We start from the raw sequence: 13,928 nt of genomic DNA, 5'->3' as shown, positions 1-13,928 counted from the left end.
CTTACTACTCTATCAACATATGCAATATATGAAACAAGAACCAATTTAAAACAATAAAATTGGCATTAAATAAAAAAACTCCATCATAACTAAATTTATAGTAAAAACGGAAAAATTGAATAAGTTAAAAATTAAATTAGAAAGCATGACAAGCAAAAAATACAAAGATTTATTTCCATTTTTTCTTTTTGTTAAATTCTTTAGGGTATTCAACCCACCAAATCGCAAAAAAATCAATAAAAAACAATACAAATGTTGACCATATTAAAAAATTATAATCTGAATTATACTTGGAAATATCTCCCCCTTTAGATAATAAAACACCATGAGAAATAGTGACAATATAGCTATAATTTAGACTGATATGCCTCTTCCATATTAACTTAGTATTATTATGATTTTTTATTAATGGTTATATTTTAAATCAATTACATATAACCATGATCAACTATAATCAGTCTTTTTGATAATCATTTTTGTTATCGTTTTATATTATCAATTAAAAATATTACATACTGTTTTTTCGAAATTTTTCAGATTTTTTTCCTGCTGCTTTTGAATATTTTTAATTTACCCTCTTAAAATGTGATTTATATCACAAATTTTAAAAATACCCCTCCTTTTGCAACGTGATCTTGATCACGTTTACTGACATTTTCTAATGAATCCACGCCATGAACGTATCTAAAATAATGTTAATTCAATGACATCAATCAATAAGGAAGGTAACGAAAATGAGTCGTTCAAACATAAAAGTAAAAGTCCAAAATTTTGGGCGTTTTTTAAGCAACATGGTTATGCCAAATATTGGCGCATTTATCGCATGGGGGTTGATCACCGCTATTTTTTTATACAATGCAAGGGATCCCAGTGCTGGGGGCTGGTTTCCAAATGAACGTGTATCAACATCGTTTATTGGGCCGATGATCACTTATTTACTGCCACTATTAATTGGTTATACCGGCGGTAAACTCATGTATAACGACCGTGGTGCCGTTATTGGTGCGATTACGACTATTGGCGTAATTGTCGGGTCATCTATACCAATGTTTTTAGGCGCAATGATAGCTGGTCCTTTAGGCGGCTTTATGATCAAGCAATTTGATCGCTTAATAGATGGTAAAGTTAAAAGTGGTTTTGAGATGTTAGTCAATAACTTTTCAGCTGGCATTCTTGGTATGATGCTTGCACTAATTGCTTATTTTGCTATTGGTCCAGCTGTGGCTTGGTTAACCAATATATTGATTATCGCCGTCCAATTTATGGTTGATCATGGATTATTGCCACTCACCTCTATTTTGGTCGAACCGGCTAAAGTTTTGTTCCTCAACAATGCCATTAATCATGGTGTCTTTACTTCATTGGGTGTGACACAAGTAGCAGAAACCGGTAAATCGATTTTCTTTTTAATTGAAGCCAATCCGGGTCCCGGTTTAGGGCTTTTACTGGCCTATATGTTTTTTGGTAAGGGTGCCGCAAAAGGATCGGCTAGTGGTGCTGCGATCATTCATTTTTTTGGCGGAATTCATGAGATTTACTTTCCCTATGTGTTAATGAATCCCCGCTTGATTATTGCCGTTATTATGGGCGGAATGACCGGAATATTCACGTTAACAGTTTTTCATGCAGGTTTAACAGCTCCAGCTTCGCCCGGTTCGATTTTTGCTGTAATGAGTATGGCAAAAGGTTCCTATCTTGGCGTAACGCTTTCGGTCATGGCGGCGACGGCTGTCTCTTTTGTTATGTCAGTGATTTTATTAAAAACAACCAAAACATCGTCTAAAAGTCTTGATGATGCCAAATTAAGTCTCTCAAGCATGAAAGATGAGGCTAAAGGAAGAAAAAATGAAACGTTTGATCTAACTAAAGTCAAAAAAATAATCGTGGCTTGCGATGCAGGCATGGGCTCAAGTGCAATGGGTGCCGGTGTTTTACGCAAGAAGATTGAAAATGCCAACTTGGCAATCAATGTTAGCAATCTAGCCATTAATGATCTGCCCGATGATGTAGATATCGTCATTACGCATCAAGATTTAACGCACCGAGCCAGACAGTATGCCCCCAATGCTTGGCATATATCGTTAACTAACTTTTTAGATAGTGAGTTATACAGTCAATTAGTCGACCAACTTAACCACGCACTAGGAATTGAACAAAAGATAACGACAAAAAATGCCCCCCAAACTTCCGATAATTCCCCTCTCTTCCAATTAACCGACAAAAATATTTTTTTAAATTTAACCACCAAAACAAAAGAAGAAGCAATCCGTTTTGCCGGTCAAAAATTAGTAGAAAATGGCTATGTTGACCCTGCCTACATTGAATCGATGCTAGAACGTGAAAAATTGACTTCAACCTATTTAGGTGAATTTATCGCTGTCCCTCATGGCACCATTGAATCTAAAAACAGTGTAATTAATACAGGTATCGTATTTTGCCAATACCCCTCAGGTGTTCAGTTCGGTGATAACAAAGAGGATTACGCCAAAATTGTTATTGGGATAGCTGCACGTAACAACGAACATTTGGACGTGATTGCAAAGCTGACCAACGCTCTCGATAACCCCAATACCATTACAAAACTCACAACAACTCACAGCGTGAAAGAGGTTTTAGCCTTATTAGGCTAATGCTGTTTTTGTACGCCTTACGTTTAGGTAAGAAAACTCGAACATTATTGAAACTCACAAGATATAAGGTATAAATTATGAAAGCATTACACTTTGGCGCGGGTAATATTGGACGCGGTTTTATTGGTAAATTATTATCTGATGCAGGATTTCACGTCACTTTTGCTGATGTCAATCAGCAAATTATTGATGAATTGGCACATCGTCATCAATATTCGGTCAATGTAGTTGGAGAAGAAGCAAGTACTGAGATAGTCTATCACGTCGATGCCATTAACAGTACATCACCTAACATTTGCCACCACATTGCAACGGTTGATTTAATTACAACCGCTGTTGGTCCACAAGTATTGAATAAGATTGCCCCAATTGTTGCTCAAGGTATTTTGAAAAGATATCAACACGATAATCAAGCGCCGCTAAATATTATTGCCTGTGAAAATATGGTTCGTGGTACTACTCAATTTAAGCAAACAATCTTTGCACAATTACCTGAAACCTTACATCAATGGGTAGAAACACATATTGGTTTTGTTGATTCTGCAGTCGATCGCATTGTGCCGCCGACCCTATCATCATCAGGTGATATATTAGCCGTAACGGTTGAAACCTTTTCAGAATGGATAGTTGATAAAAAACAATTTATTGGTACTATTCCGAATATAGCCGGTATGGAGCCTGTCGATAATCTTATGGCTTTTGTTGAACGTAAATTATTTACGCTCAATACCGGGCATGCCATTACGGCCTATTTAGGCTTTTACTACAATTTCGCAACTATTCGTGATGCAATATTGAATGAGCAAATTCGTTTCATTGTTCGTGGAGCAATGGAAGAAAGTGGGCAAGTATTGATTCATCGCTATAATTTTGATGATCAAAAACACATGGCATATATCGAAAAGATTTTATCCCGTTTTGAAAATCCCTATTTACACGATGATACCGCCAGAGTTGGACGTCAACCCATACGAAAATTAGGAGCAAGTGATCGTCTCATAAAACCACTACTTGGCACATTTGAATATCAGATTAACAATTGTAATTTATTGATTGGTATTGCTGCTGCCCTTAACTATCGGAATAATGATGATGAACAAGCAGTGCAATTAGCAAAACAGATTGTTAATCATGGAGTGATACCCACTTTTTGTCAAATTTCGGGCATTGATAGTCATAATCCAGTTGTTCAACCAATCGAAGAACTTTATACTGCAATGCAAAATCATCAATTTTTATTAAAAGATGTCGGATAAAAGGCTACAAGAAGATAGAATCCTAGAAAAACTCAATCAGCAAACTGATATTCACAGTTTGCTGACTGTCGCCATTAAACTGATCAACAAAAGTGTGAATCGGTTGATTCTCAACATTTTTTGTAAGGAACCCCATGCCATTAAATTTGTAATTCCTTCACTTATTGGTAAAAATGGGCCTTTAAATGATACATCTGTTTGTTTAAAATTGCTTTTTGCTTTGGGCATTTTAAGCCGTGCAGATTATGAAGATATCGAATTACTTATTGCCATTTTAGATGAGCTGGATCTTAGTGATAAACACTATCACTATAGTGATGACGAGATTCTTGGACCGATAAGCTTATTACATGATATGGTGTTACCGCAAAATTGGGTGTTACAACAAGATCAAGTTGCCGAACTCGGGATTGTCGATAATTTTAAATCATCCATTTTACAAAATCGTTATCAGCAAATGATCCGTTCAGCGCTGATTATTGCGATCACCGATCTTATTCTTCGAATTAGTAATAAACCCAAACATAAAGATCATGATTAACTGTCTATTACCGACTTTTTAACGTAAAAATTATTTTAAGTGGGTAAAGTTAGCGGTAATGATCGGCTTTATTTCCCACTCTTTCATTTAGTCGGTATAATGCCACCATTTTATTGTAAATTGGGTTATTCATGAAAACGTTATTTGCCAGCACCTCGCGCGGACTTGAGGAGTTACTTAAGAAAGAGTTAGAAGAGTTAGGCTCGATCAATTGTAAAGTTACTCAAGGTGGTGTCTATTATGATGCCGATGAAACAACGTTATATCAGTCTTTATTATGGTCTCGTTTAGCATCACGCATTCTATTACCGCTTGCTGAATTTGATATATATAGTGATTTGGATCTCTATTCTTGCGTTTTTAATCTAAAATGGACTGATATTTTTGCCGTCGATAATTCATTTGTCATCAATTTTGTCGGGGTAAATGATTTTATCCGTAATAGTCAATATGGTGCATTGAAAATCAAGGATGCAATTGTCGATCATTTTGTCCGACAAACAAATACACGTCCTAATGTTGCAAAACACGATCCCGATATTCGAATTCATGCTTATCTTCATAAAAATCGTGTTACGCTATCCCTCGATTTAAGTGGAGAGAGCCTGCATCAACGTGGTTATCGTCAACAAACAGGTCAAGCACCACTAAAAGAGAGTTTAGCGACAGCAATCATTTTACGATCAGGCTGGCAAATTGGTGAACCGCTACTTGATCCTATGTGCGGTTCGGGTACATTGTTAATAGAAGCAGCCATGATTGCAGCTAAAATCCCACCAGGATTTCATCGAAAACAATGGGGCTTTTTAGCATGGAAAGGGTTTAATCCTACACTTTGGAATGATCTGCTATTGAGAGCAAAACAGAACATTTGCCAACCCAAAGGCGTTTTTATTGGTTATGATAATAATGCAACAGTGTTGGAACGTGCACAACAAAATGCACGTTATGCAGGCGTGAGCGATTATATTAGTTTTGCCAAACAAGATGTAACTCAATTAATCAATCCACTTTCATCCGAATCATCAGGCATGATTATCAGCAATCCGCCTTACGGTGAGCGTTTAGAAAGTGAACCTGCACTCATTGCCCTACATACTGCGTTAGGTCAACTTATTAAACAACATTTTGGTGGTTGGCGCCTTTCACTGTTTAGTGGTGCCCCACAACTATTAGATTGTTTACAAATGCGTGCAGATAAGCAATTTAAGGCAAAAAATGGCCCACTGGATTGTGTGCAAAAAAATTATGTTATTGCCAAGCGTGATAACACGCTAGCGGTTTCTAATCCTAATTTACCGGCAGCGGATTTTGCGAATCGATTACGTAAAAATAAGCAGAAACTGGAAAAATGGGCTACTCAAGAGCAATTGGAATGTTATCGTCTTTATGATGCTGACCTGCCCGAATATAATGTTGCCATTGATCGTTACAAAGACAAAGTTATCGTGCAAGAATACGCAGCGCCCAAAAATATTGATCCTCAAAAAACACGGCAACGGCTATTTGATATCATTAATGCGACTATGTCTGTATTAGAATTAACAGCCGATCAACTGATCTTAAAAACACGGGAAAAGCAAAAAGGTAAACAACAATATCAAAAACTTGCTCAAAAGCAGGATTATTTTTTAGTGCATGAATACCCCATCAATCACCGAAAAACCCAATTTTGGGTAAATGTGACTGATTATTTAGATACAGGCCTGTTTTTAGATCATCGCTTGGCACGTAAAATGATAGGTGAAATGAGTGATAATAAAGATTTTCTTAATCTGTTTGCTTACACAGGAACTGCCACCGTTTACGCAGGGTTGGGCAATGCAAAATCAACCACCACCGTGGATATGTCACGTACCTATCTGGAATGGGCAGATCGCAATTTAAAACAAAATGGTTTAACGGGTAAAAAACATCGCTTAATTCAAGCTGATTGTTTGCTCTATCTTGCACAATGCAATGAACAGTTTGATCTCATTTTTATCGATCCCCCGACATTTTCAAATTCTAAACGCATGAATGAGACATTTGATGTTCAACGTGATCATCTTAAGTTAATGAGCGATCTAAAACGATTACTAAGACCAAATGGCGTTATTGTCTTTTCGAATAATAAACGAGGTTTTAAAATGGATGCGCACGGTATGCAAAAATTGGGCTTAACCTTTCAAGAAATCACTAATAAAACACTCTCATTAGACTTTAAACGCAATAAACAGATTCATTGTTGTTTTATTGTCAAACATCTATAGTTACAAACCCTCTTACGAGGGTTTGCTTAATCCCTTAGTGTCTGTTTTGCTATTTGCTTAAATTAACTGTTTTTTGGATTTTTTAGCGCACCACTAAAACCGAGGTTTGTGCGCCACGAACAACACCTGACGCATTCGATCCAAGCAGGTGAGTCGTGATATTAGGACGTCTGGATCCTAAAATAATTAAGTCTGGCTTGATTTCGTTTGCTATTGATAAAATTTCGTCACGTGGATTACCAAATGCAATTGAAAAGGATAAATTTTCGCGCGGAAGATTGATGGTATCGAGTAACCGGTGAAATGCTTGTTCTGTTTGCACCGTTGCCTTATCTTTAAATTCATCAAAACCAAATGAATAAGCATTTACTATAGCGGATGCAATAGGTAAAACGTGGAAAAAAATAACGTCTGCATTCGATAATTTGGCTAAACATTCCAAATGTGGGATCACTTTTTTGGTTAGATTATCTTCAAGAATATCAATCGGAACTAGAATTTTTTTATACATAATAAGTACCTCGCAAATAACATCTGATAACATATCTTTTATGTTAAAAAATAGAGTTAGTGAAAATTATCATACTAGTTTTAAATTTATTCGCTAATGTTTTTTCGATAAATAAGCTTGTAGATACTTACTACTGTTTTAACTTGTTTTCGATAAAACTAAATGTTAGGTACTATGGTATCAATCTTGTTCCTAATCGTTAAAATGGTTTACCGTGGTGATCTAAATCAACTTATCGTAAGCAATAGAGTTATTTCAAAAATGTAATTTAGGTGAACGCTGAATCATTGATGATACTTTACACTTTCAATCAATGTTTGATAATGTTAATTTTATGATTACTTTATCGGGGAAAAGAGACTAATTGAGATCATCTATTGTCCAGACCAATTCAGCCGATGTTACAATTGATGAAAACAATCAAAAAAAAAGCGTAGAGGTAAACAATTAATAGAAGAAGTCCCCCAAAATGTCAATGAATATTAATTTATTACATTATTCGCAACCCCTAAGACTATTGATTATAAAAAGCATATCGGGTTTAATACTCTTCCTTCAGCTTGGATTTTAGAAGATAACTTAACATGAAAATCATATTAGCATCCACATCACTTTCACGAAAAAAAGTACTGGAAAAATTAGCCATTCCATTTGAGTGCGTGGCCCCTATTTGTGACGAAACTCCACTCCCAAGAGAATCTGCAAAACAATTAGTTGTGCGTTTAGCAAAGCTTAAAGCCCAATCATTAGTAGCTCAATACCCAAATAGCTTAATTATTGGTTCTGATCAAGTAGGCGTTTTAGATGATCACATTGTTTGTAAACCCCATACTGTCGAAAACGCCCGTATGCAATTAAGAAATAGCAGTGGTAAAGCGTTTTATTTCTATACTGGTATGACTGTTATCAATACCGTCAATGGACAATCCACCACAATTTGTGAACCTTTTAAAGTTACTTTTCGCCAGTTAACCGATGCTGAAATTGACGCATATATTTTAAAAGAGATGCCATTACAGTGTGCTGGTAGTTTCAAATGTGATGAGCTCGGCATTACTTTATTTGATAAATTAGAGGGTGAGGATATCAATTCGTTAGTGGGTTTACCCTTATTAAAATTGAATAAAATTATGATAACAATGGGATATAATCCGCTTTTGATCTCATAAGTCAGTGTTCACTAAGTAACACACTGACTTATCTTTATTCATCGGTCAATCGACCCGCTGACATTTTCATGATTTTTTGGCTATAACTTGCCACATCATTATCATGAGTGACAATTAATAACGCAGTACCTTGATGATGTATATCGGATAAAAGTTGCATAATATCGGCGGCGCTTTCGTCATCCAAATCACTTGTTGGTTCGTCTGCGATAATGATTTGAGGCTGGCAAATCAGTGAGCGTAAAATAGCAACACGTCGCATTTCACCGCCTGACATATTAGCAGGATAAGCATCTTGCAGATAACTGACCTTCGCCTTTTCAAGTAGGCTTTGTGCATAACTTAAACACTGTTGATTTTGGCGTTTGGTTAAATAAAAAGGTAAGCGAATATTTTCTAATACTGTTAAATTTGGCAATAAACTGCTACCTTGTGGAATGTAACCAATCTGTTGATTACGGAACGCAGACACTTGCTGATCATCCAGCTCAAATAAATTGGTCTTATTAAGTATGATTTTACCTTGAGTTGGCGTAAGTAAACCGGCAATCATGTTAAGTAAAGTTGTCTTACCACTGCCTGATTTCCCCATTATGCAAACAAACTCATCTTTATTCATTGTAAAACTTACGTTATTTACTGCTGAAAAAGTTTGCTTACCTCGTTGATAATCCTTGCGTAAATTTTTAATCTCCAACAACATTACTCACCCTCTCTTAATGTGCGATAAGTATCAAATTTAGTTATGGATAACGCAGAGTAGATACATGAAAATGGCCCTATAATTAAAGTAAGAATAAACACTATTGTGGCATAGATTAATGCATCTAACAGTGAAATGCTCATACATGGCAAACCAATAGACTGGCAAATCAATAAGCTAAACGCATATAACAACACCGCAGCAATGACAATTCCAGCGATAGCGCCTAATGCACTAATAATTAATGATTCACGTAGTAACATGCTGACAATATCACGACGTGAGGCGCCTAAAATACGCAGTAGTCCAATTTCTCGTTTACGCTCATTTAATGTCGAAGAAAAAATGATAAAGATCACCGCAATAGCCAGTATCCAGAAAGTAGCAGACAGACTATACGCAATGGTCGAAAAGCTGTTTAAATATTTAGCTATATTGCTTAACATACCTTTAGTCATAACAAAGTCAATATTATAATCTATAGCATATTTGGGCATGATTTGATTGACGACATCTTTAGGTTGAGAATCGGGATCAACCTTGATAAAAATCGACGAGGCATAATTGGCAAAATGATCGACATCACCTTCAATTAATTTTGCTTCTTTCATTAAAGACTGTGCCGCTGACATGGTCATAAATACCGAGGTGTCAAACCCCATACCTGTTGAATCCATTTTTGCTGCCACTTTATAGGGATGATTATAAAACATAATTTCATCCCCAATATTTGATGTGATTTTTGCGCCGACCACGACTTCATTATCGTTTAATGGTTTAGTTAGCTGGGTTTGCAACCAAGGTTTTATAACAAAATCGCTATGTTGATCAAAACCAATTAATTGCACTTTAGAACTGCAACATCCAGCGTTTAGCGAAGCAATAAAAAGTTGCGGTGAAATGGACTGTATTCCTTTAATATTTTTGATTTTTTCCATTAAATCAACTTTCAAATAAAAGCTACTCGGTTCTCCACGCAATAATGCAACTTCAAGATTTTTTTCATAGCCATAAGGGACAATCAGGATATCCGCACCTAGACGATCGGCCATACCCGAAATCCCTAAACTCAGGTTTTTCATTAAGACACTACCACCAAACAACGTCGCCGAAAATAGCATGATAATGATAATTAAACTACAACTACGAAAAGGTCTACGCTGTATATTTCGCCATGCTAAATTAGCAATAGTTATTGGGGTTTCTTGCATGTTTTAAATCCATCTATCTACTATTTTTTAATATTCTTATAATTCACACTCAAATTTTTTTAACGATTTTATTCAAATAGAATACATTAATTAAAGACACCAAAAATAAAACACCAGATAGTAAAACTAAAGCTGGTTTAGCGCCCATATTACAACGCATCATCTCGTTTGAGCATACCCCAATTAAAACAGTCGGAATGGCGATAGTCAAAAGTGAGATACAAGCTAACGCCATACTTAAACCAAGACGAACAAACATTGTCCGACTTAGTAACATTAATGTGCCAATGGCGATAATCAAAGCACCAATACCTAATTCGGCTCGGGCTGTCCAAAAGCACTTCATAATTTTACCAGCTCCTGTATGACTATGTCCGGTATTAGCAAACTGATTATGTATGTCGTTAGCCGTATTTATTAGGGTATCGGGATGTGGACAGACAGGTAAAATATACAACGGAAATAGGATAATCATCAATCCAAGAAACATAATAAATAGTGATAAAATTATTCGATTTTTCATATCATTGAAGCCTTATTAATTATTAATCACACGGGCAACTTTGCCATGCTCTAAAACAACCGTGGTTTGTGCATGTTTTGAAACTTCAACAGAATGTGTTACAACAATAATAGTGCTGCCCTCTTCATGTAGTTGATGAAGTAAGTTCATTACCATTGCTTCATTACTTTCATCTAAATTGCCAGTAGGTTCGTCAGCTAATATTAATTTTGGATAGTTAATTAAGGCTCGCGCGATACATACACGTTGTTGTTCACCACCAGACAACTGACGCGGTAAATGTTTAGCTCTTGCAGCCAACCCTACTCGTTCTAATGCCTGCAAAGCTTCGTTTTCGTCAACCATACTATGATAATATTGCGCTACCATCACGTTTTCGAGTGCCGTTAAATAAGAGACTAAATGAAACTGCTGAAATATTAATCCAATTTTATCTCGGCGAATTTCGGTTAATTGTGGTAATGAGAGTTGAGTAATATCCTGACCATCAAGAATTACTGACCCAAGTGAAGGTTTATCCATGCAACCAATAATATTCATCAACGTGGTTTTACCACTCCCCGACGGTCCCATTATAGACAACCATTTTCCTTCTTCCACGGTTAAATTCACTTCCGATAATGCATGCAGTGAACCATAAATTTTAGAGACATTATTAACTTCGAGTATATTCATACTTATTTCCTATTCGCCACGTAACACAAGCGCTGGCTCGACTTCAAGCGCACGTTTTACGGGAATTAAACACGCAATGACTGTCACAATAGCTGAAATAACAATTGTTATTGGGATAAGATAAAACTCAATTACAATAGATCGACCAAATACATTAGTACTTATCACCTGTGCAAAAATCAGTCCACACACCACGCCTATCACTCCACCGGTTATGCCTAAGATTAACCCTTCGGCCAAAAACTCTTTAGCGATACTTTTGTTATTTGCACCAATGGCTTTTTTCAGTCCAATTTCTTTTCGACGCTCCATGACAACCGTCATCATAGTCGTCGCAACACAGATCATGGTCAGTATTAGCACCACCAAAGTGACTAAATAAAGTAAGGAAGACAGTTTACCCAATACGGAGGATTCAGATTGAGTTACCCATTTAATTAAATGAGGATCGACCGTTAAAGAGTTTGCTTTTATTTTATCAATATAGTGTTTTAACTCATCTTGTGTGGCTGTAATACTCACTTCTACCACTTCGGCTTTATCGCTATCTTTCAAAAATTCATCTAAATCATGTAAACCAATAAAAATATAACCGTCTTCAGTGCGTCCTGTTTTAACAATACCCGTAATTGTTAACTCCTCGTTATAGCGAGAATTTTGTTTGGTTTTTCCTAAAACCGGCATTGTGCTACCAATGCTTAATTTGGCAAAGTTTGCAATATCGGTACCGATTAAAATTTCATGAGAATGTTTAGGTAGTTCGCCTTCAATTTTCCAGTAAGGACTTGTTTTAATCACTTGTTCAAAATCCGTACCGACCATAATATAAGGCTGTTGGTTACTGCGAATAGATTCATAACGAAACGGGGTTACGCCAAGTAGTTTTTCTTTGGGTAATAAACTTACCGCTTGTGAGACATCTGCTATTGTCATCATTGATTGATTATCAGCAGGCAAGAACAACATATTGGCGCCATAGGAGCGAAACTCTTTTCCCATTTGGCGAGGAATATCATAACAAAGTGTTATCATACCAAGTAAAACTGTTGCCCCTATTGCCACACCAAGTAAAGCAATAAGAATACGTGAACGGCGACGGATAAGAGAGCTAAATATTGTTTTAATGATAAAGCGCTGATTTTTATTAATCATGATTTTGACCTTTCAATTACCGTCCATGTAAAACATCAGTTGGGCGTAAAAACATCATAAAACGCAATGCTGGTAAACTTCCCATAAACGTAATAAAACTCACCATAATCAATACCAATGGGATGATGAGCATTTTAGGCTCAATAAAAGAACCAAATACCGTGTGACCAATAATCTGTGCAAAGCCAAGACCGATAAAATAGCCGAAAATTCCGCCTAATAATGCAATAATAAAAATCTCGGTTAATACTAGCATTGCAACAGCTTTATTGGTTGCGCCAAGTGCCTTTAAAAGTCCGATTTCAGTACTCCGCTCAATGACATTAGCAGTCACTAAATTAGAAATAGCAAGTGCTGAACAAATTAACGATAGAACCGTTAATAAAAGCATTAATAACTGCGTTTTTTGTAAAATAGATCCCTCTGATTCGGCGACTTGCATAATGGCTTTTACTCGCACATCTGGCATCAACTCTTCTATTTGATAGGCGATCGAACTGATATATGCTGTACAATACCAAGTATCCCATTCTGTTCTTGATAAGCTATTAGGATCTTGCGCTGCTTTACGAGCCAATTCATTCTCTGGCGTTGTTAATGCACTCACTTCGACCCGTTCAACAAGCCCTTCTTTATTGGCTAAGTGTTGCGCAACAGGGAGAGAAACATACAGTTGAGAATCCTCAATTCCGCCACTATGAAAAATATTATTGATGGTCAATGTAATCGTATTTTTAGTGTGTGGCGAAATCAGTTCAATAGTATCGCCGATTTTTAAATTCCACTGTTTAGCGACTGTCTCGCCAACCATCACTCCTTGCAAGTTATCATCTTGCATGGCGCTTCCTTCAATCGTCCACCATGACTTCATCGCTAACATCCCCGTATCCACTTCATCGCCCGTTGGAATATTAAGATGCTTATTAAACCATGTTCCAACCAGAGTAATTGGTTTATCATTAAAGGTTGCTTGTGTGGTGAAATATGGGGCAAAATCAACAATATTATATGCCCAGAAAATCATTTTAATTTTGACTAAATCATCTTGCTTGATATATTGAATAGTGGCTTGATTTTCATCATTATCAATTTGATACAGTTCACTAACCAAAGCCGTTCCACGTGGCACAATGTTTAAATTAGCGCCATAGGCTTTAAGTTCTTGATTCACTTTATCACCTACATCAAACATGACATTCAACATGGCGGTTGCTAACGATACTCCTAAAGCAACGGTTAATGCTATCAAAAACAGCTTCTTTTTTTGACGAACTAATACGCTTAGTAACATTGTGCGAAACATAT

General features: G+C 36.4%; 12 protein-coding genes. 5 read left to right on the top strand and 7 right to left on the bottom strand.

Features of this window, described 5'->3' with window-relative positions; genetic code table 11:
* Positions 1–734 precede the first annotated feature (734 nt).
* The 4 genes from J3U35_RS01580 to rlmKL all read left to right on the top strand — a co-directional run bounded on the left by J3U35_RS01580 (position 735) and on the right by rlmKL (position 6,679).
* Complete coding sequence (locus J3U35_RS01580) at positions 735–2,630, top strand: PTS mannitol transporter subunit IICBA (RefSeq protein WP_267359102.1); 1,896 nt, start codon at positions 735–737, stop codon at positions 2,628–2,630.
* A 77-nt stretch (positions 2,631–2,707) separates the two neighbouring features.
* Entirely contained in the window at positions 2,708–3,886 is a 1,179-nt protein-coding gene (locus J3U35_RS01575) for a mannitol-1-phosphate 5-dehydrogenase (RefSeq protein ID WP_267359100.1), read from the top strand.
* Positions 3,876–4,427, top strand: a complete 552-nt coding sequence (locus J3U35_RS01570; RefSeq protein ID WP_267351673.1) for an MltR family transcriptional regulator — start codon at positions 3,876–3,878, stop codon at positions 4,425–4,427. Before J3U35_RS01575 ends, J3U35_RS01570 begins: the two co-directional genes overlap by 11 nt.
* Before the next feature lie 131 nt (positions 4,428–4,558).
* A complete protein-coding gene (gene rlmKL, locus J3U35_RS01565) occupies positions 4,559–6,679 on the top strand; it encodes a bifunctional 23S rRNA (guanine(2069)-N(7))-methyltransferase RlmK/23S rRNA (guanine(2445)-N(2))-methyltransferase RlmL (RefSeq protein ID WP_267359098.1) in 2,121 nt (706 codons plus the stop codon).
* An 82-nt stretch (positions 6,680–6,761) separates the two neighbouring features.
* Here the strand turns inward: rlmKL and J3U35_RS01560 are convergent, their stop codons facing one another.
* A complete protein-coding gene (locus J3U35_RS01560; RefSeq protein ID WP_065559088.1) occupies positions 6,762–7,190 on the bottom strand; it encodes a universal stress protein in 429 nt (142 codons plus the stop codon).
* A 584-nt stretch (positions 7,191–7,774) separates the two neighbouring features.
* Here J3U35_RS01560 and J3U35_RS01555 point away from each other — a divergent pair.
* A complete protein-coding gene (locus J3U35_RS01555) occupies positions 7,775–8,359 on the top strand; it encodes a Maf family protein (RefSeq protein WP_267351677.1) in 585 nt (194 codons plus the stop codon).
* 34 nt (positions 8,360–8,393) lie between these two features.
* On the opposite strand, the gene J3U35_RS01550 is transcribed toward J3U35_RS01555, so the two are convergent.
* Genes J3U35_RS01550 through J3U35_RS01525 form a run of 6 tightly spaced genes read right to left on the bottom strand, consistent with a single transcriptional unit; the run spans position 8,394 to position 13,926 of the window.
* Positions 8,394–9,062 carry an ABC transporter ATP-binding protein gene (locus J3U35_RS01550; protein ID WP_267351679.1) on the bottom strand — a complete coding sequence of 223 codons (669 nt, stop codon included), beginning with the start codon at positions 9,060–9,062 and terminating at the stop codon, positions 8,394–8,396.
* Entirely contained in the window at positions 9,062–10,273 is a 1,212-nt protein-coding gene (locus J3U35_RS01545) for an ABC transporter permease (RefSeq protein ID WP_267359096.1), read from the bottom strand. Before J3U35_RS01545 ends, J3U35_RS01550 begins: the two co-directional genes overlap by 1 nt.
* 49 nt (positions 10,274–10,322) lie before the next feature.
* A complete protein-coding gene (locus J3U35_RS01540; RefSeq protein WP_267359094.1) occupies positions 10,323–10,796 on the bottom strand; it encodes a DUF4418 family protein in 474 nt (157 codons plus the stop codon).
* 15 nt (positions 10,797–10,811) lie between these two features.
* A complete protein-coding gene (locus J3U35_RS01535; protein WP_267351683.1) occupies positions 10,812–11,471 on the bottom strand; it encodes an ABC transporter ATP-binding protein in 660 nt (219 codons plus the stop codon).
* A 9-nt stretch (positions 11,472–11,480) separates the two neighbouring features.
* Positions 11,481–12,623 carry an ABC transporter permease gene (locus tag J3U35_RS01530; RefSeq protein ID WP_267359092.1) on the bottom strand — a complete coding sequence of 381 codons (1,143 nt, stop codon included), beginning with the start codon at positions 12,621–12,623 and terminating at the stop codon, positions 11,481–11,483.
* A 16-nt stretch (positions 12,624–12,639) separates the two neighbouring features.
* Positions 12,640–13,926, bottom strand: coding sequence for an ABC transporter permease (locus J3U35_RS01525; protein WP_267359090.1), 1,287 nt, complete (start codon positions 13,924–13,926; stop codon positions 12,640–12,642).
* Positions 13,927–13,928 lie beyond the last annotated feature (2 nt).

Source organism: Gilliamella sp. B2717, from assembly GCF_026536675.1.
GTDB classification, from domain to species: domain Bacteria; phylum Pseudomonadota; class Gammaproteobacteria; order Enterobacterales; family Orbaceae; genus Gilliamella; species Gilliamella apicola_I.
The sequence above is the reverse complement of the archived record's forward strand: the minus strand, read 5'-3'. Positions and strand labels throughout refer to the sequence as shown.

What these genes read in the sequence shown, in the direction of transcription:
- J3U35_RS01540 (WP_267359094.1), bottom strand. Translation starts at nt 10,796, where the DNA reads ATGAAAAATCGAATAATTTTATCACTATTTATTATGTTTCTTGGATTG.
- J3U35_RS01560 (WP_065559088.1), bottom strand. Translation starts at nt 7,190, where the DNA reads ATGTATAAAAAAATTCTAGTTCCGATTGATATTCTTGAAGATAATCTA.
- J3U35_RS01575 (WP_267359100.1), top strand. Translation starts at nt 2,708, where the DNA reads ATGAAAGCATTACACTTTGGCGCGGGTAATATTGGACGCGGTTTTATT.
- J3U35_RS01550 (WP_267351679.1), bottom strand. Translation starts at nt 9,062, where the DNA reads ATGTTGTTGGAGATTAAAAATTTACGCAAGGATTATCAACGAGGTAAG.
- J3U35_RS01535 (WP_267351683.1), bottom strand. Translation starts at nt 11,471, where the DNA reads ATGAATATACTCGAAGTTAATAATGTCTCTAAAATTTATGGTTCACTG.
- J3U35_RS01545 (WP_267359096.1), bottom strand. Translation starts at nt 10,273, where the DNA reads ATGCAAGAAACCCCAATAACTATTGCTAATTTAGCATGGCGAAATATA.
- J3U35_RS01525 (WP_267359090.1), bottom strand. Translation starts at nt 13,926, where the DNA reads ATGTTTCGCACAATGTTACTAAGCGTATTAGTTCGTCAAAAAAAGAAG.
- J3U35_RS01570 (WP_267351673.1), top strand. Translation starts at nt 3,876, where the DNA reads ATGTCGGATAAAAGGCTACAAGAAGATAGAATCCTAGAAAAACTCAAT.
- J3U35_RS01580 (WP_267359102.1), top strand. Translation starts at nt 735, where the DNA reads ATGAGTCGTTCAAACATAAAAGTAAAAGTCCAAAATTTTGGGCGTTTT.
- rlmKL (WP_267359098.1), top strand. Translation starts at nt 4,559, where the DNA reads ATGAAAACGTTATTTGCCAGCACCTCGCGCGGACTTGAGGAGTTACTT.
- J3U35_RS01530 (WP_267359092.1), bottom strand. Translation starts at nt 12,623, where the DNA reads ATGATTAATAAAAATCAGCGCTTTATCATTAAAACAATATTTAGCTCT.
- J3U35_RS01555 (WP_267351677.1), top strand. Translation starts at nt 7,775, where the DNA reads ATGAAAATCATATTAGCATCCACATCACTTTCACGAAAAAAAGTACTG.